Annotated in this window: 24 protein-coding genes and 2 tRNA genes; 11 read left to right on the top strand and 15 right to left on the bottom strand. The window is 57.1% G+C overall.

All coding sequences use genetic code 11. The features are described 5' to 3' along the window. Positions 1–178: 178 nt before the first annotated feature. Together ENH71_RS00780 and ENH71_RS00785 are read right to left on the bottom strand one after the other, a co-directional pair. Positions 179–1084, bottom strand: a complete 906-nt coding sequence (locus ENH71_RS00780) for a polyprenyl synthetase family protein (protein WP_349768638.1) — start codon at positions 1082–1084, stop codon at positions 179–181. Then, positions 1081–1359, bottom strand: coding sequence for an exodeoxyribonuclease VII small subunit (locus ENH71_RS00785; RefSeq protein ID WP_294136488.1), 279 nt, complete (start codon positions 1357–1359; stop codon positions 1081–1083). Before ENH71_RS00785 ends, ENH71_RS00780 begins: the two co-directional genes overlap by 4 nt. 178 nt (positions 1360–1537) lie before the next feature. Here ENH71_RS00785 and ENH71_RS00790 point away from each other — a divergent pair, with 178 nt between their 5' ends. The 6 genes from ENH71_RS00790 (at position 1538) to ENH71_RS00815 (ending at position 6389) form a co-directional block, all read left to right on the top strand. Further along, the gene (locus ENH71_RS00790) at positions 1538–2626 is read left to right on the top strand and encodes an MJ1255/VC2487 family glycosyltransferase (protein WP_294136490.1); all 1089 of its coding nucleotides are present in this window, start codon (positions 1538–1540) and stop codon (positions 2624–2626) included. 48 nt (positions 2627–2674) lie between these two features. Further along, on the top strand, positions 2675–3541 hold the full coding sequence (locus tag ENH71_RS00795) for a hypothetical protein (protein WP_294136492.1): 867 nt from the start codon (positions 2675–2677) through the stop codon (positions 3539–3541). Next, on the top strand, positions 3542–4228 hold the full coding sequence (locus ENH71_RS00800) for a 2OG-Fe(II) oxygenase (RefSeq protein ID WP_294136518.1): 687 nt from the start codon (positions 3542–3544) through the stop codon (positions 4226–4228). It abuts the gene before it with no gap. A 216-nt stretch (positions 4229–4444) separates the two neighbouring features. Further along, entirely contained in the window at positions 4445–5239 is a 795-nt protein-coding gene (locus ENH71_RS00805) for a hypothetical protein (protein ID WP_294137346.1), read from the top strand. Between the two features lie 163 nt (positions 5240–5402). Further along, entirely contained in the window at positions 5403–5849 is a 447-nt protein-coding gene (locus tag ENH71_RS00810) for a DUF6152 family protein (protein WP_294134705.1), read from the top strand. Positions 5850–5984: 135 nt separating this feature from the next. After that, a complete protein-coding gene (locus tag ENH71_RS00815; protein ID WP_294134707.1) occupies positions 5985–6389 on the top strand; it encodes a hypothetical protein in 405 nt (134 codons plus the stop codon). A gap of 6 nt (positions 6390–6395) precedes the next feature. Here the strand turns inward: ENH71_RS00815 and ENH71_RS00820 are convergent, their stop codons facing one another. From ENH71_RS00820 to ENH71_RS00830, 3 genes are read right to left on the bottom strand one after another with little or no spacing between them, the layout of a single operon-like run. Next, the gene (locus ENH71_RS00820; RefSeq protein WP_294134709.1) at positions 6396–6950 is read right to left on the bottom strand and encodes a hypothetical protein; all 555 of its coding nucleotides are present in this window, start codon (positions 6948–6950) and stop codon (positions 6396–6398) included. A gap of 33 nt (positions 6951–6983) precedes the next feature. Next, positions 6984–7688 (bottom strand): HupE/UreJ family protein, encoded by a 705-nt coding sequence (locus ENH71_RS00825; protein WP_294134712.1) that lies wholly within the window; start codon positions 7686–7688, stop codon positions 6984–6986. Then, positions 7688–8203 carry a hypothetical protein gene (locus ENH71_RS00830; protein WP_294134715.1) on the bottom strand — a complete coding sequence of 172 codons (516 nt, stop codon included), beginning with the start codon at positions 8201–8203 and terminating at the stop codon, positions 7688–7690. The genes ENH71_RS00825 and ENH71_RS00830 overlap by 1 nt, the downstream gene beginning before the upstream one ends. Before the next feature lie 275 nt (positions 8204–8478). Here ENH71_RS00830 and ENH71_RS00835 point away from each other — a divergent pair, with 275 nt between their 5' ends. The 4 genes from ENH71_RS00835 (at position 8479) to ENH71_RS00850 (ending at position 13447) form a co-directional block, all read left to right on the top strand. Then, positions 8479–9537, top strand: coding sequence for a hypothetical protein (locus ENH71_RS00835; protein WP_294134718.1), 1059 nt, complete (start codon positions 8479–8481; stop codon positions 9535–9537). A 110-nt stretch (positions 9538–9647) separates the two neighbouring features. After that, entirely contained in the window at positions 9648–10706 is a 1059-nt protein-coding gene (locus ENH71_RS00840; RefSeq protein ID WP_294137349.1) for a Fe(3+) ABC transporter substrate-binding protein, read from the top strand. Between the two features lie 118 nt (positions 10707–10824). Next, positions 10825–12396 (top strand): ABC transporter permease, encoded by a 1572-nt coding sequence (locus tag ENH71_RS00845; RefSeq protein ID WP_317622396.1) that lies wholly within the window; start codon positions 10825–10827, stop codon positions 12394–12396. Continuing rightward, entirely contained in the window at positions 12380–13447 is a 1068-nt protein-coding gene (locus tag ENH71_RS00850; protein WP_294134725.1) for an ABC transporter ATP-binding protein, read from the top strand. The genes ENH71_RS00845 and ENH71_RS00850 overlap by 17 nt, the downstream gene beginning before the upstream one ends. 16 nt (positions 13448–13463) lie before the next feature. On the opposite strand, the gene ENH71_RS00855 is transcribed toward ENH71_RS00850, so the two are convergent. From ENH71_RS00855 to ENH71_RS00900, 10 genes are all read right to left on the bottom strand, one after another. Continuing rightward, complete coding sequence (locus ENH71_RS00855) at positions 13464–14204, bottom strand: VC0807 family protein (RefSeq protein WP_294134728.1); 741 nt, start codon at positions 14202–14204, stop codon at positions 13464–13466. A gap of 159 nt (positions 14205–14363) precedes the next feature. Beyond that, a tRNA-Met gene (locus ENH71_RS00860) sits at positions 14364–14440 on the bottom strand. Positions 14441–14500: 60 nt separating this feature from the next. After that, the gene (gene ychF, locus ENH71_RS00865) at positions 14501–15592 is read right to left on the bottom strand and encodes a redox-regulated ATPase YchF (protein ID WP_294134731.1); all 1092 of its coding nucleotides are present in this window, start codon (positions 15590–15592) and stop codon (positions 14501–14503) included. A gap of 43 nt (positions 15593–15635) precedes the next feature. Continuing rightward, positions 15636–16238: an aminoacyl-tRNA hydrolase gene (gene pth / locus ENH71_RS00870; RefSeq protein WP_294134734.1), complete on the bottom strand. Its 603-nt coding sequence runs from the start codon at positions 16236–16238 to the stop codon at positions 15636–15638. Between the two features lie 12 nt (positions 16239–16250). After that, a complete protein-coding gene (locus tag ENH71_RS00875; protein WP_294134736.1) occupies positions 16251–16901 on the bottom strand; it encodes a 50S ribosomal protein L25/general stress protein Ctc in 651 nt (216 codons plus the stop codon). A 129-nt stretch (positions 16902–17030) separates the two neighbouring features. Further along, positions 17031–17987, bottom strand: a complete 957-nt coding sequence (locus ENH71_RS00880) for a ribose-phosphate pyrophosphokinase (protein WP_294134739.1) — start codon at positions 17985–17987, stop codon at positions 17031–17033. Positions 17988–18201: 214 nt separating this feature from the next. After that, positions 18202–18277: transfer RNA gene (locus ENH71_RS00885), tRNA-Gln, on the bottom strand. A 36-nt stretch (positions 18278–18313) separates the two neighbouring features. Next, on the bottom strand, positions 18314–19177 hold the full coding sequence (ispE, locus tag ENH71_RS00890; protein WP_294134743.1) for a 4-(cytidine 5'-diphospho)-2-C-methyl-D-erythritol kinase: 864 nt from the start codon (positions 19175–19177) through the stop codon (positions 18314–18316). A gap of 8 nt (positions 19178–19185) precedes the next feature. Then, positions 19186–19836 carry a lipoprotein insertase outer membrane protein LolB gene (gene lolB / locus ENH71_RS00895; RefSeq protein WP_294134745.1) on the bottom strand — a complete coding sequence of 217 codons (651 nt, stop codon included), beginning with the start codon at positions 19834–19836 and terminating at the stop codon, positions 19186–19188. Next, positions 19833–21629, bottom strand: a complete 1797-nt coding sequence (locus tag ENH71_RS00900; protein WP_294134747.1) for a tetratricopeptide repeat protein — start codon at positions 21627–21629, stop codon at positions 19833–19835. Before ENH71_RS00900 ends, lolB begins: the two co-directional genes overlap by 4 nt. Positions 21630–21821: 192 nt before the next feature. Between ENH71_RS00900 and hemA the strand changes: the two genes are divergently transcribed. Next, positions 21822–23159 carry a glutamyl-tRNA reductase gene (hemA, locus tag ENH71_RS00905; RefSeq protein ID WP_294134749.1) on the top strand — a complete coding sequence of 446 codons (1338 nt, stop codon included), beginning with the start codon at positions 21822–21824 and terminating at the stop codon, positions 23157–23159. Positions 23160–23162 lie beyond the last annotated feature (3 nt).

Raw genomic sequence — 23162 nt, forward strand, 5'->3', positions numbered from 1 at the left:
GAGGGCAGCGGTGCCGGTGATGAATTGGCGAGCGGGATAAATTGGCGAAACCGGATAAATAGCCAAAACCGGATAAATAGCCTATGCGTTCCATTAGTCGTCCCGGGCAGTCAGTTACGTTAATCCACAGCAGTGTCATCGTCAAACCCTAAATTCAGTGATACCGGCGCGCCGTTTATCAGTGTTGCCGCGACGTAATGTACCGGGCAATGGCTTCCAGCGTGCCTGCCCGGTTGCCCATAGCAGACAACGCCGAAATGGCTTCCGTCACCAGCGCGTCAGCTTTGCTGCGTGCGCCATCAAGTCCCAGCAGGCTGACATAGGTGGGTTTGTTGCGGGCGTGGTCAGCGCCCTGAGTTTTGCCCAGGGTGGCGGTATCGCTTGTCACGTCCAGAATATCGTCCTGAACCTGGAAGGCGAGTCCGATACAGCGGGCATAGTGGCGCAATGACGCCAGTGTCCGGGGTTCGGTGCAGCCTGCACTTAACGCGCCCAGTTCAACGCTGGCGCTGATCAGAGCGCCGGTTTTCAGCCGATGCATGGTTTCCAGCTCATTGACGCTCAGGGATTTGCCCACGGCCGCCAGATCAATGCCCTGGCCGGCAATCATGCCCTGACAGCCAGCCGACTGCGCCAGCACGGTCAGCATACGCAGGCGCAAGGCCGCGGTGATCTGCTCGTTCTCGCCGATTACCTGGAACGCCAGTGCCTGCAGGGCGTCGCCAGCGAGGATCGCGGTGGCTTCGTCAAACGCGCGGTGCAGCGTGGGTTTACCCCGGCGCAGATCATCATTGTCCATGGCGGGCAGGTCGTCATGCACCAGTGAGTAGCAATGGATGAATTCAACCGCACAGGCGGCCACGTCGGTGCCGCCGGCTCTGGTGTCACTCAGGGCGTCGGCACTGGCATAAACCAGTGCCGGGCGAATGCGTTTGCCTCCCAGCAGCGTGCTGTAGCGCATGGCTTCGGTCAGGCGCATCGGCATATCCGGTAGCCTGTTCAGGTATGACGCCATATGCTCCGCGCAACGTTGCTGACAGTCCTGCAGGAAGCCAGGCAGGTCGGTTTGCGAAAGCTGACTCATGGCTCTGCCTCGCCGCGGGCACTGTCATCCAGCGCCATCGGTGCGGGCTCACCGTCCGGGTTGCTCAGTATCTGCACCTTGAGCTCGGCCGCCTGCAGCGCCTGCTGACACTGCCGGGTCAGTTTGATACCGGTTTCAAAGGCGGAGAGGGCTTCCTCCAGGCTCAGATTGCCATCTTCCATGTCGCTGACCAGCGTCTCCAGTTGCTCCAGCGACTCTTCGAAGCCGGGCGTTGCCTGTTCTGCGTCGGTTTTTGCGGTTTTACGGGTGGCCATGACTGCATCCTTTATTCGGGAGGTGAATTATCCGTGGTCTGTGCGCTGATGGCAATCAATGTGCCCGGGGAAACGCTGACGTGTGCCATAACGGGATTGTCACAATCTTTCCATATACTTGGCGCCAGCGAAAACGGGTAACCAGTGCACGTGACTGACTGACGCGGAGGGGCGATTGATGAGCCGAATATTGTACGGGGTTTCAGGCGAAGGTTCCGGCCATTCCTCACGGGCTACGGAAATGACACGGCATCTGCTGTCATGCGGGCACGAGGTCAGGATCGTCAGCTACGATCGTGGTTACCGCAATATGAGCACCGAATTCGATGCCATCGAAATCGAAGGCCTGCATATTGTCTGCGAAAACAACCGCGTCAGGCCGCTGAAAACGCTGTGGCACAACCTGCGCCGTGGCGACAGGGCGCTGCGGCGGCTGAAGGCGCTGATAAAGCTGGTCCGGGCATTTCAGCCCGATTACGTGATCACCGACTTCGAGCCAACCACGGCGTGGCTGGCGTGGTGGTACCGGTTGCCGTTGATCAGTCTGGATAATCAGCATCGCATGCGCTACATGAAATTCCGCTCACCGGCACGATTGATGGTGTCGCGCTGGATAACGGTGCTGCTGATTCGCCTGTTGGTGCCGTCACCAACAGCCGCTTTGGCAACCACGTACTACTACGGAGAGCGCAAGAATGATCGCATCTTCCTGTTTCCGCCGATTCTGCGGCGTGAGGTGCTGGACTGCAAGCCCCGTAGCGGTAACCATCACCTGGTGTATGTCACCAGTCATTTTGAGCACTTACTGGATATCCTGAAATCATTCCCCGATCAGCAGTTTGTCGTTTACGGCTGTAACCGGGAGGACGTTGATGGCAATCTGCGTTTCCGGCCCTTCAGCACTGACGGTTTCCTGCGTGATCTGGAGAGTTGTCAGTCAGTGCTGGCGACAGCAGGTTTCACGTTGATCAGTGAGGCGATTCACCTGGGCAAGCCCTATCTTGCGATGCCCATGGCGGGGCAGTTTGAACAGCAACTTAATGCGATCTGTCTGGAAGAGCTGGGGTTTGGCATTAACGCGCACAAGACCGACCGGGCGACACTGACGCGTTTCTTTGGCCAGCTGCCCGCTCTGCAGACCAGCGTGGCTGCCTACGCCGCGCAGCATCGTCAGCAGGGGCAACGTGATGCCAATCTTGCCATCAAGCGCAAGCTGGACGAGTTGTTGACCCGGGATCTAGCCGTGCGCGGTGTCCGCGCGTATTGACCGCAGCCCGGGGGCGCAGTATTCTGCCGCCCTTACCGGGGTGCTTGCATGTCAGATACCAAAACAAAAACCAAAACAAAAACCACCGGCCTCGTAGAGGTGCCGGCGCAGAGAGCAACCGACCTGCCGGACAGCCCTGCCAACCGCACCGGATTCGATGGCAGTGACTGGCGTATCCTGTTCGGGCTGGCGGTTACGTTGGTCTGGTTGCTGTTGGGTATGCTGTATATTTCGTTGAATGTTGGCTGGAGCAATTTTGGCGATTTGCCGATTGATGAAATGGGCAATTTTCTGGAAGGAGCCTTCGCTCCGTTGGCATTTCTGTGGTTGGTGATCGGCCTGTTTATCCAGCAAACCGTGCTGGCGCAGAATAACCGTGAGTTGTACCACAGCAACGTGGTGTCGGCGCGGCAAGCCGAGGCGCTGGCGGCCAATGAACGCAATGCCAGGCAGGAAACCTTTTTCAAGATCGCTGACAACACCCGTCGTCAGCTTGGCGGTATCAGTGGTCTGTTGCTGCAGTCCGCCAAGGGACCGGCAGGTGATGCCAGCATTACGGACGCCCAGTTCATGGAAATGTGGCATCAATTTGCCACCGGCGATTTCGAGATATTTTCACGCCGTTTTCTGATTCTGTCGGGGCGTAGCGAAAATATGCTGCCCCTGTTTTACGGCACCCAGATCCGCACAACGCATACTGAAAATTTCATCGTCAACTTCGACCGGCTGTTAAAGCTGGCGCGCGAATGTGACATCAACGGCATTATCACCGACGCGCAACTGCATTCTGCACACGGGCTGCTCAGCTCGAAGATGCGCGAGCTGCACCCGCGTATCAAGTTCAGGCGCTACGAGCTGACCCGTACCAGTACCTATCTGGACCAGATCATGAAAAACAGCCAGGAAGAGTTCTGATTGGGCGCGCTCACCAGCTTGCCAACCGACGACGGCTCCGGTCACGAGCTCTCCGCCTTTCAGCAAATTGCCGACGGATTGCAGGCAAAGAGCTGGTGTGTGGTGCCCGATGCATTGCCGCCGGCCCTGGCGGGACAACTGTTTGAGCACGTCCGCGAGGCTGACAGTAACCGGTTTGCCCCGGCCGGCGTCGGGCGCAGCAATGATCATGTGCACAACCCCTTCGTGCGCCGCGACCGGATACGCTGGATCGACGGCAGTGCTGAGGCGGAACAGCAGTGGTTAGCCTGGAGCGGTCGATTGCAGACCTTTCTCAACCGGCAACTGTTTCTGGGGCTGTTTTCTTTTGAGTCGCATTTTGCTCACTACCAGCCCGGCGATTTCTACAAAAAGCATGTCGACGCATTCCGGCCTGACGGGACTGAGCGTGGTGCGCGCCGGGTGTTGTCGCTGGTGACCTATCTTAATCCGGGCTGGCAGCTTGCCGATGGCGGTGAACTGGCGATCTATGACGAGGCGGGCAAACAGATAGTGCACAAGGTTTTACCGGCCTACGGCACGGTAGTGGTATTCCTGAGTACCGAGGTGCCACACGAAGTGCTGCCGGCCGCCCGCGATCGCTACAGTATCGCCGGCTGGTTTCGTGTCAACGGCAATCATGCCGATCGGCCCGACCCGCCGCGCTAGCGATGGGGGCTTGGTTTTTTGCGCTTGACAGCCAAAAACCGAAATGGTTATATCGATCGATCACAAGGGGAGGTGTATAACAATATGCTAAACGGGTTCAAAAAATTACAATTATTATCCGCTGCAGTCGCTCTGGGCTTTATGGCCTGTTCACCTGGCGACACACAAACTTCCACTCAAATGACACCTGCCGCTGAAGCTCAGGGCTCCACGGCCATGTCATCTATTCCGCGCATGCCGGACGGCAAGCCGGATTTTAATGGCATTTGGCAGGTTCTGAGCAACGCCAACAACAATCTTGAGCCGGCGGCACCCAAGTCTGCGTTCTCCATGGTACCGGGTGACTTTGTCCCGGTGCCGGCGCCGGAAGTGGTTGCCATGGGCGCAATTGGTGCGGTACCGGCCAGTCAGGGCGTCATTACCACCAATGATGGCTACATCCCCTACAAGCCAGAGGCACTGGCACAGCGCGATGAGAATCGCGAAAACTGGCTGGCGCGTGACCCTGAAATCAAGTGCTTCATGCCGGGTGTGCCGCGCGCGACGTATCTGCCGCATCCATTCCAGATATTCCAGAGTGACAGTGCATTCTTCATTGCCTACTCGTTTGCCGGTGCTGTGCGCAATGTCTACCTGGAAGATCCGGGCGAGGCGCCGATTGATTCCTGGATGGGCCAGTCGTATGGCTATTGGGAAGGAGACACATTCGTGGTGGAAGTGTCAGGCCTGATCGATCAGACCTGGTATGACCGGGCGGGTAACTACCGGTCCTGGGAGTCCACTGTCACCGAGCGCTACACCATGGTGAATGAGAATACCGTGCAGTACGAGGCGACGATCGAAGATCCGCAGCTTTACACCGAGCCGTGGACCATCAGTATGCCGTTGTACCGCAGACTTGAAGAGAACTTCGAGCTCCCCCAGTTTAAGTGTGTGGAGTTTGTGGAAGAGTTGCTGTTCGGCCGCTTCCGAAAAGGCGAGCCGCTGGAAGATATGGTTATGCCGTTCTGAGGACGGCACAAGCAAACGGTTCAGGCAGCGTTAAGGCCTGACACCGCATAATGAGACAAAAGACCGGTGACAGACGCCAGGCAGATCCGACAGGGACTGGATTTGGAGTGCCGGGAGATGTACCATTTTACCTAGCTTAGCTAAATGAATAGGGGTGATTAATATGAAAATGAAACTGCTTGTAGCTGCTGTAGCAGTGGTTGGTGGTATTGCTGCCATGGGCGTTAAAACGCCGGCAACCGCGCATCACGCGTTCTCTGCCGAATTCGATGCCAATCTGCCGGTAGCGCTGCGTGGTCCGATTACACGAGTGGAGTGGATTAATCCCCATTCCTGGATCCACCTGAACCACACTAACGATGATGGTAGCGAGCAGGTCTGGATGGCTGAGGGTGGTACACCCAATACGCTGCTGCGTCGTGGCATCAACCGTCGTTCACTGGAAATCGGCACGGAAATCGTGGTAACCGGTTACCAGAGTAAAGACCGTCTGTGCTCACCAGCATGTCGTGCCAACGGACGTGACATCACGTTCCCGGATGGCCGCAAACTGTTCATGGGCTCTTCAGGCATCGGTGCACCGGAAGATGGTGCTGATCCAGGCCAGTAACAAGCTGCGCTGATTCCCGGCCGGTAATCCGGCGGGAAATGCCAAACCAGAAAGCACCTGTTTGAGATTGATCAAACAGGTGCTTTTTTGTTTGTGTTATCTTCTGCCATATCGATTCCAGTTGGCAGGTGCGTTATGAGAGTCAAATTGATGTCCAGTGTGATTCTGTTGGCACTGTCGGTCGGCGTTTTGGCGGCCGAATCATCACTGCAGGCAACGGCAAGCATGTCGGAGCTGATGACAAGGATCATCCAGCCCACATCGGACGCCGTGTTTTATGTGTCGCGCTTCCCACCCGAAGATGACGCCGCGTGGCTTGAGATGGAAAACAAGACCCTGATGCTGGCAGAGTCAGCCAATCTGTTGCTGGTGCCGGGTTACGCACAGGACTCGGATCAGTGGTTACGGGATACGTTGCTCATGCGCAATGCCGCCGTGGCGGCGTGGGGCGCCGCCAAGGCCAGGGATATGGATGCATTGATGGATCTTAATGGCGCCTTGTACGAGTCGTGTGAAAGCTGTCACAACGCCACTCGCTGAGGCGGCTCAGTCAGCGAATACCGGTTCCGGTGAACGGTCGGTGCTGCCGCCGCCCCGATATTCGGTGGCATGTACATAGAAGCCTGAGGTCTGCAGACGCAGGGTGACGGTGTCGAACCCGCGGTTCTCCCAGAACCAGCCATGCATGCCGTTAAATGCAGCCTCGTAAACGCCCATATCCTGGCTGGAATCACCTTCCGCGTAACTTTCTTCGTAGTCCTCTACGGTAATATTTTCTGCATGCAGGTCAAAATACAGCTCGCTATCGGCGTGCCAGCTGAAGACAAGGCCGTTGCCCTGATCCATCAGGTATTTATATTCCAGTGACTGGAAGGGCTCCAGAATAAATTCGACCTCGTCAGTCTTGTGGAACTCGAATTGGGTTTGCAAAGCGTCGGCCGTTGTTTCAGACACGCCGCTGAGGCCGAGCAGACGACCGGTACCCAGTGGATCTCTGCCAAACTCGGCGGGCAATATGACGGCGACAAAGAGGGCGATGGCGGCAACAAAGGCGGCGCTGATGGCCACGGCCAGATTGCGGTTGGTTTTGTTTTGTTCCATGACGAGGTTTCTCCCGGAGAGTTGTTTCAGCGTTCAGCCTGCGAGTTGCCAGGCGGTCAATTGATATATCAACAGCATGAAGCCTGCACTCATCAGTGCTGCATTGCTGATAAACGCTGTGTTGTCGAATGTGGGGGACTTGCGCCAGACGGTAAAGACAGCAACGATCAGGGACAACCCGATTATCTGCCCGATCTCGACGCCGACGTTAAAACTGATGAGGTTGATAACAAGGCCATCGGGATGCAGTTCAAGTTCCTGCAAGCTGGTCGCCAGGCCAAAACCGTGGAACAGACCGAACACCAGGACGGCCAGGCGCGTATCCGGATGCCAGCGGCCCAGCCGGTCCAGTGCGCCCATGTTTTCCAGCGCCTTGTACACCACTGACAGCGCAATGACGGCATCTATCAGGTAAGCATTGGCATGAATGTCGGCCAGCACCCCGAAGATCAGGGTAATGCTGTGGCCAACGGCAAACAGGGTGACGTACTGAACTATCTGGCCCGGACGTGACAGAAAGAATACAACCCCGGCCAGAAACAGCAGATGGTCGTAGCCGGTGACCATGTGTTTGGCGCCCAGGTAGATAAACGGGAACACGGCGGCGCCGGCATTGCCAGCCACAAAGGCGGCGTCACCGTCGGCGATATTGTGGGCTTGTGCGCTCACCATAAAGGCTGTTGTCAGCAACGCTGTCAACAGCAGCAAGGCGGGTTTGATAAGGTTTGCCAGGTACATCAGTCGGCCAGGCTGCCCGGGGCGAAACGCGACAGTATTTCCGGATTAAAGGCCTGGTGGCAGGCTGTGCAGACACTGTACAGCTGCGCGCCGGCCTGGAATATCGCTTCTTTATCCTGATCGCGTGCGGCCTGCATGGCAGTGAGTCCGACAGTACTCATGGCCTGGGAGTAGGTGGCCCACTCGGCCTGCGGCATCGCGCGTCCGGGTAACATCAGGGCATTGCCGGCTTCAACGATCATCGCCGCGTGATTTTCAACGCGTTGCCAGCCTTCATCATCGGTGGGGTAGAGTTCATAGTAACCATCCACCTCGTCCAGTACCCAGCCCGCCGAACGCCACAGGCCATCAGCTGTAGGCTCCAGTACATGGGCCATGAATTCGGTCATGTTCAGCGTCAGATTGTACGTCGGGGCACTCTCGGCCACGGGTGCATCAACCGCGGTCTCACCGCAGGCAGTCAGTAGCGCTGCGCCCAGCAGCAGGCAGGATTTGATTTGTTTAATCAGTGTCATACGGATTCCCGTGCGTCGGCGCAGCAGCAGTCGAGGTTGTCAGGTCCGACGCGGGCCGATAATGATGTGGAGTTGCATGATAAGCCCGTTCAGTATCGCATATCAACACGCGCTTTGGCGCTGAACTGCGACGATTCGCCGCGTCTGTGGCGCCTTTTGGCGATAGCCGGGGGCATGGCGCATTGCGCTAACAGTTCTTGATTCCTGCTCACAGGTGGTTTAGTTTGCAGCATGTTCCTTGCACAATAATGACATCATAAAGGGGAATCGGGACCATGAGTCTTTTTACCGTATCCACATGCGGCGGCTGTTTTTCTGCACGCCCGACGTCGCCAGGCCCGCGGCTGGTGATTTCAGCGCTGGGGCTGGCAGCCATGTTGCTGGCAGTGCCTGCTATGGCAGCCGAAGCAGTCTATGAGCCACCACGCACGCCTTCGGGCAAGCCTGATTTTCAGGGCCTGTGGACCAATGCCTCAATCACCACGTTGCAGCGCAGTGAGCGCTATGACAAATTGGTACTCGATGCCGATGAAGTGGCTGCTGTCACGGCAGCGCACCCGCAGAATGTCAGGCAGGCGACCGATGACAATCTGGAGGCCGGTGAATTGCTCGATGGCTCTGACCTTGGCATGGGGCGTGGTTACAATGCGTTCTGGATTGATCCGGGCAACAGCTTTGGTGTGGTCCGGGGCGAACATCGTACCGCCTGGATTACCGAGCCGGAAAATGGCCGCATTCCCTACTCCGAAGAAGGGCAGCAGTTGCGTCGTGAGTTTCGGGAGCATTTCAGCAGCAATGATGGCCCCGAAGGGCGCTCACTGGGTGAGCGCTGCCTGATCGGTTTTGGCGGCACCGGCGGGCCTCCCATGCTTAATGTGCTGTACAACAATCATTACCGGTTTGTGCAGACTGACGACTACCTGATGATTCTGGTGGAAATGAATCAGGACGCCCGCATCATTCCCATCAATGGTGAGCATCGACCACCGGAGCTGCAGCAGTGGCTGGGTGACGCAATCGGCTGGTGGGAGGGTGACACGCTGGTGGTGGAAACGCGAAATCTGCACCCGCAGCAGGCGGGCAGCGGGCAGGTCAATCTGTCTGATGAGGGGCGGGTCATTGAGCGCTTTACCCGCTACTCCGACGACCAGATTCTGTATGAATTCGAGGTCGACGATCCTGTCTACTATACCCAGGTCTGGCGTGGCGAGATGAGCTTCAATACCACTGACTCGCGCATGTATGAATACGCCTGTCACGAAGGTAATTATGGTCTGCCCGGCATTCTGGCCGGTGAAAGGCGGCAAGAGGCCGACGCCGCTGCTGCGCAATAGTCAACACAGAGCAAATACGGTGTCGGTCAACGAAGATATAAATTGCAAATCGAAATGAGAGCAATTATCATTATCCCGAATTTAAGATAATTCTGTTTCGGGAGGTTGATATGCTGTTTGGTTCGCAACGTCGTGGTAGCGAAACACGATCTTTTAAAAAGGTTTGCTTGTCCTCTGTTGCGACACTGAGCTTGCTGGCAGCCGGCATACTCAGTGCCGCTGAGGTGAATGTGTACTCCGCCCGAGAGGAGAACCTGATCAAGCCTATCCTGGATCGTTTCTCGGAACAGACCGGTATCACTGTCAATCTGATTACCGGTGGCGCCGATGAGCTCATCACCCGTATGGATCTCGAAGGCGCCAATTCGCCTGCTGACGTTCTGCTGACGGTCGATGTCGGTCGTTTGCACCGGGCTGAGGAAATGGGCCTGTTGCAACCGGTCGAGTCCGACGTGCTTACGTCCCTGGTTCCTGAACAGTATCGTGACGCCGAAGGTCACTGGTTCAGCGTATCACTGCGCTCACGCGTTATTGTTTATGACAAGGAGCGCGTAGATCCGGCCGAGCTGTCGACCTACGAAGATCTTGCTGATCCGAAATGGGCTGGCAAAATCTGCATCCGTTCATCATCCAACATCTACAACCAGTCATTGACCGCTTCGCTGGTCAGTCACCACGGCGCAGAAGCCACTGAAGAGTGGGCTCGCGGCCTGGTCGCCAACATGGCGCGTAACCCGCAGGGTGGCGACCGGGATCAGATCGCCGCCGTTGCCATTGGTCAGTGCGAGCTTGCCGTGGTCAACACCTACTACCTTGCTGGCATGCTCAATGCCACTTCTGCTGACCAGCAGGAGCAGGCGCAGGCGGTGGCGGTATTCTGGCCCAACCAGGATGGCCGTGGCGCTCACATCAATGTCAGCGGTGCCGGTGTCAGCGAACATGCACCCAACCGGGCGGAAGCGATTCAGTTGCTGGAGTATATGGTGAGTGATGAAGCGCAGATCTGGTACGCCGAAACCAATAATGAGTATCCTATCCGCCCCGACATTCCGGTCAGCGATACACTCGAATCCTGGGGCGAGTTCAAGGCAGATCCTGTTGCGCTGGATCAACTCGGTATCCATAATACTGAAGCCGTGCGTGTGATGGACAGAGCCGGCTGGAGATAATGCAGGGTATGGCAACGCTTTGACCGGATCGTTTACGCTTAAAACCGCCATGATAAAACACGGGGCAATAATTGCGATTATTGCCCTTTGTTTATTGCTGAGCGTTCCGGTATTAACGGTGTTCTCCTCGATTGGTTCCGCCAGCGATGGCGTCTGGGCTCATCTGGCAGACACACTGTTGTGGGATTACATCGCACAGTCCCTGATGCTGATGACCGGTGTGGGATTGCTGGTGCTGGTCTTGGGTGTGGCACCTGCCTGGCTGGTCACCATGAACCGTTTTCCGGGCAGTCGTTTGCTGGAATGGGCCCTGGTGTTGCCTTTGGCGATGCCGGCCTACATCATCGCCTATACCTATACGGGCATGCTTGATGTGACCGGCCCGGTGCAGGGCTTTATCCGCGACACCTTTGATCTGCGTTTTGGGGACTACTGGTTTCCCCAGATCCGTTCCCTGGGTGGCGCCATCACCATGCTGTCGCTGGTGTTGTATCCCTATGTCTACCTGCTGTCGCGCATGGCGTTTCTGGAACAGTCTGTCTGTGTTCTGGAAGTGTCGCGCACGCTCGGTGCCGGGCCCTGGCGCGCTTTCAGTCGGGTGGCCGTGCCGCTGGCGCGCCCGGCGATCATCGCCGGACTGGCCCTGGTGCTGATGGAAACCCTGGCCGACTACGGCACTGTCCAGTACTTCGGCATATCAACGTTCACCACCGGTATTTTCCGTACCTGGTTTGGCATGGGCAGCAGTACTGCTGCGGCGCAGCTTTCAGCCGTGCTGATGCTGTTCATACTGGCGCTGGTGCTGACCGAGCACTGGTCACGAAGCAGGGCACGTTATCACCATACCAGTACCAAGTATTCCCGTTTGCCCCAGATCCGACTGCAGGGTTTGCGCAAGTGGCTGGCGCTGATTTTTTGCGCGGCACCGGTGGTTCTGGGCTTTCTGGTTCCGTTTCTGCAGCTTGCCTACTGGGCCTGGGACACACGCCATCTGGTCGATTTCAGTGCCTTCAGTGAGTTGCTGTTCAACAGTCTTCGCCTGGCCCTGACGGCGGCTGTGATCGCGCTGGTATTGGGCCTGTTTATCAGTTATGCCAAGCGCTTGCAGCCGAATCTGCTGATGCGCAGCAGCGTGCGCGTGCTCAGCCTGGGTTATGCCATACCGGGCACCGTTATCGCCGTTGGGGTACTGATACCGTTCGCCTGGGTGGACAACTCGATTGACGCCTGGATGCAACAGCAGTTTGGTGTGTCCACGGGCCTCATTTTCAGCGGTACGCTGGTGGCCGTGGTATTTGCCTATATCGTGCGCTTTCTGCCGGTGGCCATGAATACCGTTGATGCCGGTCTGGGCAAGATCCGACCCAGCATGGACGATGCCGGTCGCTCCATGGGCATGGGGTCCTGGCAGATCCTGCGTCGTATCCATATTCCCATGCTGCGCGGCAGTCTGTTGACCGCCAGCCTGTTGGTTTTTGTTGACGTACTAAAAGAGCTACCTGCCACCTTGATACTGAGGCCGTTCAACTTTAATACGCTGGCCATTCGCACCTATGAGCTGGCCAATCAGGAGCGGTTGACAGAGGCAGCTGCCTCGGCGCTGATGATTGTTCTGGCCGGTATTATTCCTGTTATCATCATCAGCTTATCGATTTCTGCATCCAGGCCCGGTCATGACGCACGCACTTGAATTAAACAATGTTTCGGTGGCGCTGGAAAAAACGCCCATCGTACAACACATTGATCTGCAGCTGAACGAAGGTGACATCGGCTGTCTGCTGGGCCCCAGTGGTTGCGGCAAAACCACCTTGCTGCGTGCCATTGCCGGCTTCGAGGCAGTCACCAGCGGTCGTCTCAGTGTGGCCGGTCATCTGGTCAGTGAACCCGGTTTCCGCGTGCCAGTGGAAAAACGTCAGGTCGGCATGGTATTTCAGGACTATGCCCTGTTCCCGCACCTGAGCGTAAAAGAAAACATTGCCTTTGGTTTGAAGCACGTCAGTGCCACCGAACGTGAGCGGCGCATTGATGCGCTGGCGGATATGCTGCGCATCGGTGAACTGTTGCAGGCCTTTCCGCATCGTTTGTCCGGTGGCCAGCAACAACGGGTGGCCATTGCCCGGGCGATGGCGCCCAAGCCGCGCATTCTGCTGCTTGATGAGCCTTTTGCCAGCCTCGACGTGGAGCTGCGTGAAGACATTGCCCGCGAAATTCGTGCGGTGCTCAAGCAGGATGGCATTACCACAATACTGGTCAGTCATAACCAGCTGGAAGCCTTTGCCATGGCCGATGAGATCGGCGTGATGAAAGCTGGTCAATTGTTGCAATGGAGCTCAGCCTTTGCGCTCTACCATGAGCCGGCGACAGCTTACGTAGCGGATTTTGTCGGGGAAGGCGTTTTCCTGCCGGGCACTGTTGTCGACGATGTGTCGGTGAGCACTGAGCTTGGGGTCCTGCATTCGGATCAGAGTCTGGGTCATGAGATCGGCGCGCTGGTATCAGTGCTGATCCGGCCCGATGATGTCATTCATGATGATGACAGCCCTGCCACCGCCAGGGTTCTGGAAAAAGCCTTCCGTGGTGCCGAGTTCATGTACACCCTGGCGCTGGACAGCGGCGCCCGTATCCAGACCCTGGTGCCGAGCCATCATGTTCATGCCAAAGGTATGCAGATTGGTATACGCGTAGAGATGGACCACCTGGTGGTGTTTCCCATGGAAACGGAAGCGAGCGCCGCGCCCTGAAGCACAGCCTCGCGTTTCAACCCCCGCTTTGATCTACCAGGAAATGCTCCAGACTTTCGCCGGTCAGGCGTTTGATCTGCGAGAACACAAACCAGATTGCAATCAATAGCACCACCATACTTGGCAGGGCGATAACGGGGTAACTTAGCGCCGTCATGCGGCCAAGCTCTGCGTTAAACTCGGTGGTGCCGGGTGGACTGACCAGAATGATGCGCGCCAGAATGTAGTTGAGCGCTGATGACAGCGCGAATGAACCCGCGATAATCAGTGAAGCCTGTGACAGACGCCGCTCGAACACTGCCGTATTGCCTTTGGCCGCCAGCGCCGAGTACAGCGCTTCCACCCGTATCATCTGAGCATTGAGAATCAGCGTTTTTACCAATGGAAATCGCGTGCGCTGGCTGATCAGCACGGCCAGACCGATTATGGCTGGAATGGCGGCTTCCTTGATGGCAATGTACTGCGGATCCAGCTCCAGCAGACTGATGCCACCGGTCAGGAAAACACTGACCACGCCCAGCACCGAGAACGGATTTATTTTACCGGATTCACGCAAGTCCCACAGACCATAACCGACCGGAAAGACCAATGCGATCACAATACCCCAGGTCGGACCGAGGCTGTCGTCGCCGCTGAACCGGCTGAGAATGATGACCGGGATTAGAATATTAAAGGCTAGGTTGCCAAGAAAACCGCCGCGAGGTTTGGCCGGTTTGTCAGCAGGAGGCGGGGTGTTGGCAGAAGGGCTGTCGCTCATGAATCCGGGTACCTGTATGGCGTCTGGGCGTTGAATAAGACAGCAAGTATACGGAAAATTGCGCGGCGATTCTAAAAAAATGCCCCGGCGCGTGAACGTCGGGGCATTTAGCGACACTTATTGAAGCTGAGCCATGAACGCTGAGCAAGTGTCCTGATATGGTAGCTATGAGTGGACTTGAACCACTGACCCCAGCATTATGAATGCTGTGCTCTAACCAGCTGAGCTACATAGCCATTGCGAGGATGCGCATTCTGTCTATTTCAGGACTTGTTGTCAAGACCTGAAACGCGCGCTTATACGTTAAAACGGAAGTGAATTATATCACCATCGTGGACAATGTATTCCTTGCCTTCCAGCCGCCATTTACCCGCATCCTTGGCCCCCTGTTCACCTTTACCGGCAACAAAATCATCGTAGCCAATCACTTCTGCGCGGATAAACCCGCGTTCAAAGTCGGTGTGAATGGCAGCCGCGGCGCGCGGCGCTGTGGATCCGGCCTTGATGGTCCAGGCGCGCACTTCCTTGACGCCGGCAGTGAAGTAAGTCTGCAGACCAAGCAACTGATAACCGGCGCGAATGACGCGGTCCAGGCCGGGTTCTTCCATGCCCAGATCCTGCAGGAATTCCAGTTTTTCGTCGTCAGCCAGTTCTGCAATCTCTGACTCGAGTTTGTTGCAGATCGGCACCAGCACCGCACCTTCGGCCTTGGCGACCGCGGCGACCCGATCCAGCAGGGGATTATCTTCGAAGCCGTTTTCATCGACATTGGCGATGTACATGGTCGGTTTCACGGTCAGCAGGTGCAGGCCGTAAACATCCGCCAGCTCGTCCTTGTCCAGGCCCATGGTGCGCACCGGCCTGGCAGTGTCCAGATGCTCGCGCACACGTTCAAACAGGGCAATCTGGCGTACCGCATCCTTGTCGCCGCCCTTGGCGATACGGGTCAGGCGTTGGATGCCTTTTTCCACGCTTTCCAGATCTGCCAGTGCCAGTTCCGTGTTGATGGTTTCGATATCGGCTTCCGGGTTGATGGCATCAGCCACGTGCACGATATTGCTGTCTTCAAAACAGCGCACGACATGGGCGATGGCATCGGTTTCCCGAATATTGGCCAGGAACTTGTTACCCAGACCTTCGCCTTTGGAGGCGCCAGCGACCAGTCCGGCGATATCAACAAATTCCATGCTGGTAGGGATGGTCTTCTGCGGATTGACGATGTCAGACAACACATCAAGGCGAGGGTCGGGCATGGGCACGATACCGGAGTTCGGTTCAATGGTGCAGAACGGAAAATTCTCTGCCGCGATGCCTGCCTTGGTCAAGGCGTTGAACAGCGTGGATTTGCCGACGTTAGGCAGGCCAACAATGCCGCATTTGAAACCCATGTGTGTATGTCCTGTAAATTGCGTTAGCGTGTTGTAAGTAGTGTTAGTCGCCGGACGGCTTGTCCTGGCTGTGCAGCTCAAGCATGGCCTGGTTCCACTTGCCACCGGCTGCTACCGGCAGCACGCGCAAGGCCTGGTCGATATCGTGCTCAATGGAAATGGTGTCGTCCTTGCCCGGATCGCTGAGCACATAATTGGCGACTTTGTTCTTGTCGCCCGGGTGCCCGACGCCGATGCGCAGGCGATAAAAATCCCGCTCGCCACCCAAAGCGCTGATGATATCTCGCATGCCATTGTGGCCACCATGGCCGCCACCTGACTTCAGCCGTGTGGTGCCGACCGGGAAGTCGATTTCGTCATAGGCGACCAGCATCTGCGCCGGCGCGATGTCAAAGTAATGGCACAGCGCCGATACCGACAGACCGCTGCGGTTCATGAACGTGGTGGGGAAAAGCAGGCGGATGTCATGCCCGTCGATGGTGACGCGAGCTGTATCGCCATGAAAGCGTGCTTCGGGGCGCAGTTCGCCCTGATATTGCTGGCAGATTGCCTGCAAAAACCAGACGCCGACATTGTGACGGTTGTTGCGATATTGCGGGCCCGGATTACCCAGGCCCACAATCAACTTGAGCGTGTCAGTGCTCATAACAGGCGGGGGTCACTCGTCGCCGGCTTCTTCGTCAGCTGCTTCGTCTTCTTCGTCTTCGTCGAGCAGGCCGCCACGTGGAGGCTGAACTGTTACCACAGCGTGGTCGTGGTCAGAGTCATTGCCGTGTGACAATTCGAGACTGGTGACGCCTTTGGGGAAGTCGATCTGGGAGATGTGAACGGCTTCGCCGACATCAATATCCGCCATATCAATTTCCAGATACTCTGGCAGGTCTTTAGGCAGACAGATAACTTCGATGTCGGACATCGTTTTCAGGATGCTGCCGCCGCCCTGCTTGACGCCTTTACACTTGTCTTCGTTGAGCAGATGCACCGGTACTTTGACGACGATGGTCTGCTTGGCGCTGACGCGCTGGAAGTCAGCGTGCATGATGCGCGGTTTGGCCGGGTGACGCTGCAGGTCCTTGATAACTACCTGTTCTTTCTTGCCATCCACATGCAGTGTGATGATGTGCGAGAAGAAGGCTTCATTGGACGTTGCTTTCAGAATATCCTTGTGCGGAATCGAAATATTCTGTGCTGCCTTGCTGCCACCATAAATAATGGCCGGGACTTCGTCAGCCAGACGACGCAGGCGGCGGCTCGCACCTTTCCCCAGGTCTTCTCTGGCTGTTGCATTCAGATCAAACTCATTAGACATGTTATGTCTCCAGTTTTAAAACGTCTGTTTCGCTTGCGACCGGCTACGCAGACGTGTCAGTAAAAAGGGCACTGTCAATTCAGCACCCCGGGGTGAATTTCCGGATGGAAATTCGATTCTTTGGCCGTTTTACAGCTCAGCGCTTTCGAACATGGCGCTGATGGACTCTTCATTGCTGACCCTGCGAATGGATTCGGCCAGCAGGCGCGCCATGCTGAGCTGACGCACATTGGGCAGCCTGGCAATCTTGTCGCTGAGCGGGATGGTGTCAGTCACCACCAGGGAATCAAGTTCGGAGTTGGCGATATTTTCCGCGGCGTTGCCGGACAGCACCGGGTGGGTGCAATAGGCGACAACTTTTAATGCGCCGTGTTCTTTCAGTGCAGCAGCAGCTTTGCAAAGCGTGCCGGCCGTATCCACCATGTCGTCGACGATCAGACAGGTCCGGCCTTTGACTTCACCGATGATATGCATGACCTGGGCTTCATTGGCCTGCGGGCGACGCTTGTCGATAATGGCCAGATCCACATTGAGTTGTTTGGCCACGGCACGTGCGCGTACCACGCCGCCAATATCAGGTGAAACGACGGTCAGGTTTTCGTATTTCTGCAATTCAATATCGTCGGTCAGCACCGGTGAGCCATACACGTTGTCTACCGGGATGCTGAAAAAGCCCTGAATCTGTTCGGCATGCAGGTCAACGGTCAGTACCCGGTTAACGCCAACCGCAGAGATCATGTCGGCAACCACTTTGGCGCTGATGGCAACGCGGGCTGAGCGCACGCGGCGATCCTGACGGGCGTAACCAAAATAGGGGATAACGGCCGTGATGCGGTTGGCTGAAGCACGATGCATGGCATCGGCTGTGAGCAGCAGTTCCATCAGACTGTCGTTGGTTGGTGCACAGGTGGACTGAATGATAAATACGTCCTTGCCACGGACGTTCTCTTTGACTTCAACCGCAATCTCGCCATCGCTGAATTTGCCGATCTGGGCATCACCGAGGGGAATGCCAATATAGCGGGCGATTTTTTCCGCCAGCACGGGATTGGCATTGCCGGTGAAGACCATCAGATTATTAGCCATGGATTGATTACCTTCTGACTTGCCGTTTGCGCAGTTAGAGCGTTTTTTCGGGGTTGGTTTATGCTGTGGTCGTTTGATGGTCTTACCCGCCCAGGTCATTCGTTGTGGTCGTTGAATGATCGCTTAGATGCTGCATCAAACCGGAAGACCGGAGACGGGTTATGCCGGCTGCCGTTTTGATTGGCAACACCGGCGATAACCGACTCCTGGAATATGGCTGGGGTGGCTGGACTCGAACCAACGCATGCAAGGATCAAAACCTTGTGCCTTACCAACTTGGCGACACCCCAAAAAACATCGTTATTCTAAGCTATTTTCAGTCGGTATCAAAGCTCGCTCAGGGCGGATCGGTTGATCCCTCTGGCAACAAAACCTTTGATGCCTGCGAGAGGACCGCTGATCTCAGCCGGTAACTGCGCTAGTACCGCTCTGGCTTGCGCCTCCTCGGAGAACGCGGCAAATACACTGGACCCTGTGCCGGTCATGCGGGCTGGCGCAAAGCCTGATAACCAGGTAAGCGCGGCATCCACCGCCGGATACAGTTTTCTGACCAGTGCTTCACAGTCATTTCGGGACTGCCCTGCCAGAAAGGCGCACATTTTGATGGGTGTTGAGTCCCGTGTCAATTGCTGATGTGAAAAAATCGTGGCGGTGGTGACATGGCAGGCAGGGGTCAGCACCACAAAAAACTGCTCTGCCAGCAGCATCGGTGCCAGTTTTTCGCCAATACCTTCAGCCCAGGCGCTTTGGCCCATGACAAAAACCGGCACGTCGGCGCCCAGGCTCAGGCCCAGTCTGGCCAATTGGTCTCGCGTCAACCGGCCCTGCCAGAGCCGGTTCAGTGCCACCAGCGTGGTGGCAGCATCAGAGCTGCCGCCGCCCAGGCCGGCGCCGGCCGGGATGCGTTTGTCCAGGTGTATGTCGGCCCCTGCGGGGCACTGCAGGGCCTGCTGCAGCTGCGTGGCCGCCTGCATCACCAGATTGTCTGCGTTGTTGAGGCTGGAGTCAGTGCAGGTAAAGCGCAGTTGTCCGTCGTCCCGCCAGCTGAAACGCAGGCTGTCGCCGTGATCCAGGAGCTGAAACAGGGTCTGCAGCTCATGATAGCCGTCGCTGCGGCGGCCTGTGATGTGCAGGAACAGGTTCAGTTTGGCCGGAGCTGGCAGCGTGATGGTGGTGTCGGCGTTTGTCATTGTCGATCTCAGTCGCCTGTGTTGACCTGGGCGTCGGTCCGGGCGTCAGGAAGGCTCCAGCGCAGTCGGGTCAGGTCCAGACGCAGGGGTGCTTTTTCAATCCGGATCCGTGTCGGCAGCGTTTCCAGGCCAAAGTTGGTGTAGGCCATATAGCTGACCTGCCAGCCAAGCTGCTGAAAAGCGCGTAGCTGGCTGGTTTCCCCGAATTGCAGATCGCTGCTGGGCCCGGGGGCGGGAATGCCCTTGATCCAGTAGTTCAGCTCGGTAACCGGTAGCTCGTAGCCCAGCTCCTGATATAACAGCTCTTCCGGTGATTCGGTAATCACCGGGTCTTCGCCCTGCTGTGCGATCTGCACCTCGCCGGGGCGGCCGTCGATCTGCGTCGCACCGACGTTGAAGGTGCCCCACAGATTGATCTGATAAGTCTCGTCATTTTGCTGCCAGCGGATGCGGGAGCTGTGTGCGTCAGTGGCATCGCGGACATTCAGACTGCCGATGAATTCCCAATGTGAGATCTGCTCCAGCACCTGACGCCGCTGTTCCCACTGGGCGTTGACCGGCGCATCGATGCGCGGCACGCTGCTGCAGGCGGCCAGTGTCAGTGCGAGCAGGGACCAGGCAAGGGCGGTAGCGGGTATTGATGTCAGCGCAGCGCTCATTCAGCAGGCACCAGCCGGTCCATGGTGTCGCGGATATGTTCGCTGTCAGGTTGCCGGGTCAGTGCCTCGCGCCAGATGGCCATTGCCTCGTCCTGCTCGCCCATGGCCCAGAGTACCTCGCCGAGGTGAGCAGCCACTTCGGCGTCGGGGAATGCAGCATAGGCGGCTCTCAGGTTGGCGAGGGCTTCATCCAGGCGGCCGAGTTTGTACTGCGCCCACGCCAGACTGTCGATAATGGCCGGATCGTCCGGGGAGATCTCGATGGCGCGTTGAATCAGCTCCAACGCTTCCTGGTAGCGATCGGTGCGCACTGTCAGGGCATAACCCAGATGGTTGAGCGCACGCGCATTGTCGGGCTGCAGACGGATGATGTGACGCAGATCCCGCTCTGCTTTTTGCATGTTGTTCTGTTGCTCGCTGAGTAGCGTGCGGGCAAACAGCAGATCGATGTTGTCCGGGAATTGTGTCAGCGCCTCATCCAGCACGGCTGCGGCGCGATCCTGGTAGGCCGCATTGATCAGCGCCTCGGCCTGCAGTGCGGGCAAAATGGGGCCCAGGTCGGCGGTGTCGGCGCTCAGTTGCCGGCGCCAGCGGGTTGCCTCATCAAATTGCTCCAGCGCCACAAACAGTCGCATGATCTGTCGTTGTGCCGACAGGAATGCGTTTGAGCGCGGCCCCAGTTGCTGATAATGGTAGAGCGCTTCAGAGAGTTGCTCGCGCGACTCCAGAATGACCCCGACGTAGAAGTTTGCCTCGTTGGTGCGATGTCCGGCATCGAGCAGGGCGCGCAACTGCTCCAGCGCCGAATCATAGTCTTCCAGCTCCAGGTTAATCAGCGCCAGTGAGTACAGGGTCTCCATGTCGCCCGGTGCCAGGCGCAACAATTCAGTAAACTGTACCGCCGCCTCGGGCAGGTTTTCATTTTGCACCAGTGTCTGCGCATAGTTGTAGCGCAGCAGTCGATGCCGGGGGTATTGCGCAACGGTTTCACCCAGCAAGGCCTCGGCAGCGTCGGCCTGTCCGGCATTCTGCAGCAATTGCGCCTCGATAAGGGCTGTTCGCGGATTGTCTCCGAAGCGCTCAGTAGCGATGTCCAGCATATTGCGCGCGCCGGTCGGGTCGCCGCTCTGATCGTAGATCTGGGCCAGGGCGTAATACAGCGTGGCTTCGTCGGGATGCCGTGTCAGCATGCTCTCCAGCTCGTCGGCGATAATGTTGCGTTGCCGGTTATCAAGCGAAAACGTGCGCGCGGACATGGCAGTAAAATCGACGTTGCCGCCCAGTGTCAGGACCTGGTCCAGGTGCGGCATGGCGCGCACGTATAAGGCCTGATCCAGCAGGTCGTAGCCGACGATGAGGTGTGGGTCCAGTGCATCGGGTTCCAGCTGTAACCACAGCTCTGCCAGTTGCAGCAATGCGTCATTGTTGCCGGTTGCAGAGGCGAATTCGACGGCACGGCGGATAATGCCGATGTCGCCGGTTTCCAGTGCCAGTTCGTAATAATCCTCTGCAGCCTGCGGCAGGTAGCCGCGCATGCCACCAAATTCACTGAGCAGTGCCGTTTCCAGCTGGTTGCGGGTAAAATTGCCGTATTCGATCTCGGCAGGTGGTTCCGGCTCCGGCGTTGAGCCGGGTTGTTCGCCTGCTGTCGTCGTGACTGTGGTGTTAACCGGTGTGCCCGTGCCGGGCGCTGGCGAACCGGGAGCATCCATATCGGACGCGGGTTGCAGTGCCGAGCAGGCGGCCAGCAGGGGTAAGCTGATGAGTAACAGGCGATGTCGAAGTTTAGTCATAATTCCCGGTCTTGTGGTGCCTGAGGCACCGGTCGATTGTAACAAGTGTTCTGTTGCAAGACTACAATTGTGACCGGCCCCGGCGCATAATACATACCGGAAAACATTAAACCGGATAACGGTTTGCGTATAAAAGCAGGAAAACGACCCCGACTTTTAGTAAGATAGCGCATTTTTTCAGCAAGGCTCTTTATGGCGCTGGTTCTGCTCGGTATCAATCACAATACTGCCAATGTCTCCCTACGGGAGCAGGTCGCATTTCCGCCGGAAAAAATGGCCGATGCAATGCAGCGCGTGACCGCCCTTGAACATGTCAGGGAAGCGGTGATTGTGTCGACCTGCAATCGCACCGAGTTGTACGTTGATGTCGATCTGGGTGGGCCCGCCGCTATCGGTCCGCTGTCAGCAGACGGGGTGTCGCCGAACCCTGATAACGGCGTTGACCCCGCACGATTGCAGTTCGAGCAGCAAAAACTGCTCAATTGGCTGAGCCAGTATCACGGCGTTGATGTCGGCGAATTGAGCACCTGTAGCTACTTTCACTGGCGCGATGACGTCATTCGCCATCTGATGCGTGTGGCCTGTGGTCTGGATTCAATGGTGTTGGGTGAGCCGCAAATTCTGGGTCAGATCAAGTCCGCTTACGCCGTTGCCAAAGAGCTGGGCGTGGCCAAAGCTGAACTGTCGCGAGCCTTTCAGGAAGCCTTTACCATAGCCAAGGAAGTGCGCACCGATACCGCCATTGGCGAAAACCCGGTGTCGGTAGCATACGCTGCGGTCACGCTGGCCGAGCAGATATTCTCCGATCTGGGCAGTCTGCACGCCCTGTTGATAGGCGCCGGGCACACCATCGAACTGGTGGCGCGGCATCTCACCGACCGGGGCGTGCGCAGCATAGTGGTCGCCAACCGTACCCTGCAGAACGCTGTCACTCTGGGTGAAAAATTTGGCGCCCGGGGCGTGTTGTTGTCGGATATTCCGGAGGAGCTTGAAAGGGCTGATATCGTGGTGTCGTCCACTAACAGTCAGCTGCCATTATTGGGCAAGGGTGCTGTCGAGCGCGCCATCAAGAAACGCCGTCACAAGCCCATGTTGCTGGTAGATCTGGCGGTGCCAAGAGATATCGAGCCCGAAGTGGGTCAGATCAGTGACGCCTACCTGTATAGCGTTGATGATATTCGTGACGTGATTGAAGACAACGTCAAAAGCCGCACCCTGGCCGCCGAACAGGCCAGCGCCATCATTGAGCGGGGTGTGGAAGAATATTTGCGGCAATTGCGTGCATTGAGCGCCGTGGCGACGCTGCGTGCGTTTCGCGAGAAAGCTGACCAGACGCGACAGCTGGAACTGGAAAAAGCCCTCAAGGCGCTGGAAAAAGGCATGCCGGCAGAACAGGTGCTGGAAGCACTGGCGCGCAGTATTACCAATAAACTGATTCACGCCCCCAGCGTGCAGATGAAAAAGGCCAGTGCCGAGGGCCGCGAAGATCTGGTTCGCCTGACGCAGGAACTGTTCGAGTTGGGTGAATAACAT

The organism is Pseudohongiella sp., assembly GCF_011050365.1.
Taxonomy (GTDB): domain Bacteria; phylum Pseudomonadota; class Gammaproteobacteria; order Pseudomonadales; family Pseudohongiellaceae; genus Pseudohongiella.

What these genes read in the sequence shown, in the direction of transcription:
- ENH71_RS00780 (WP_349768638.1), bottom strand. Translation starts at nt 1,084, where the DNA reads ATGAGTCAGCTTTCGCAAACCGACCTGCCTGGCTTCCTGCAGGACTGT.
- ENH71_RS00785 (WP_294136488.1), bottom strand. Translation starts at nt 1,359, where the DNA reads ATGGCCACCCGTAAAACCGCAAAAACCGACGCAGAACAGGCAACGCCC.
- ENH71_RS00790 (WP_294136490.1), top strand. Translation starts at nt 1,538, where the DNA reads ATGAGCCGAATATTGTACGGGGTTTCAGGCGAAGGTTCCGGCCATTCC.
- ENH71_RS00795 (WP_294136492.1), top strand. Translation starts at nt 2,675, where the DNA reads ATGTCAGATACCAAAACAAAAACCAAAACAAAAACCACCGGCCTCGTA.
- ENH71_RS00805 (WP_294137346.1), top strand. Translation starts at nt 4,445, where the DNA reads ATGTCATCTATTCCGCGCATGCCGGACGGCAAGCCGGATTTTAATGGC.
- ENH71_RS00810 (WP_294134705.1), top strand. Translation starts at nt 5,403, where the DNA reads ATGAAAATGAAACTGCTTGTAGCTGCTGTAGCAGTGGTTGGTGGTATT.
- ENH71_RS00815 (WP_294134707.1), top strand. Translation starts at nt 5,985, where the DNA reads ATGAGAGTCAAATTGATGTCCAGTGTGATTCTGTTGGCACTGTCGGTC.
- ENH71_RS00820 (WP_294134709.1), bottom strand. Translation starts at nt 6,950, where the DNA reads ATGGAACAAAACAAAACCAACCGCAATCTGGCCGTGGCCATCAGCGCC.
- ENH71_RS00825 (WP_294134712.1), bottom strand. Translation starts at nt 7,688, where the DNA reads ATGTACCTGGCAAACCTTATCAAACCCGCCTTGCTGCTGTTGACAGCG.
- ENH71_RS00830 (WP_294134715.1), bottom strand. Translation starts at nt 8,203, where the DNA reads ATGACACTGATTAAACAAATCAAATCCTGCCTGCTGCTGGGCGCAGCG.
- ENH71_RS00835 (WP_294134718.1), top strand. Translation starts at nt 8,479, where the DNA reads ATGAGTCTTTTTACCGTATCCACATGCGGCGGCTGTTTTTCTGCACGC.
- ENH71_RS00840 (WP_294137349.1), top strand. Translation starts at nt 9,648, where the DNA reads ATGCTGTTTGGTTCGCAACGTCGTGGTAGCGAAACACGATCTTTTAAA.
- ENH71_RS00850 (WP_294134725.1), top strand. Translation starts at nt 12,380, where the DNA reads ATGACGCACGCACTTGAATTAAACAATGTTTCGGTGGCGCTGGAAAAA.
- ENH71_RS00855 (WP_294134728.1), bottom strand. Translation starts at nt 14,204, where the DNA reads ATGAGCGACAGCCCTTCTGCCAACACCCCGCCTCCTGCTGACAAACCG.
- ychF (WP_294134731.1), bottom strand. Translation starts at nt 15,592, where the DNA reads ATGGGTTTCAAATGCGGCATTGTTGGCCTGCCTAACGTCGGCAAATCC.
- pth (WP_294134734.1), bottom strand. Translation starts at nt 16,238, where the DNA reads ATGAGCACTGACACGCTCAAGTTGATTGTGGGCCTGGGTAATCCGGGC.
- ENH71_RS00875 (WP_294134736.1), bottom strand. Translation starts at nt 16,901, where the DNA reads ATGTCTAATGAGTTTGATCTGAATGCAACAGCCAGAGAAGACCTGGGG.
- ENH71_RS00880 (WP_294134739.1), bottom strand. Translation starts at nt 17,987, where the DNA reads ATGGCTAATAATCTGATGGTCTTCACCGGCAATGCCAATCCCGTGCTG.
- ispE (WP_294134743.1), bottom strand. Translation starts at nt 19,177, where the DNA reads ATGACAAACGCCGACACCACCATCACGCTGCCAGCTCCGGCCAAACTG.
- lolB (WP_294134745.1), bottom strand. Translation starts at nt 19,836, where the DNA reads ATGAGCGCTGCGCTGACATCAATACCCGCTACCGCCCTTGCCTGGTCC.
- ENH71_RS00900 (WP_294134747.1), bottom strand. Translation starts at nt 21,629, where the DNA reads ATGACTAAACTTCGACATCGCCTGTTACTCATCAGCTTACCCCTGCTG.
- hemA (WP_294134749.1), top strand. Translation starts at nt 21,822, where the DNA reads ATGGCGCTGGTTCTGCTCGGTATCAATCACAATACTGCCAATGTCTCC.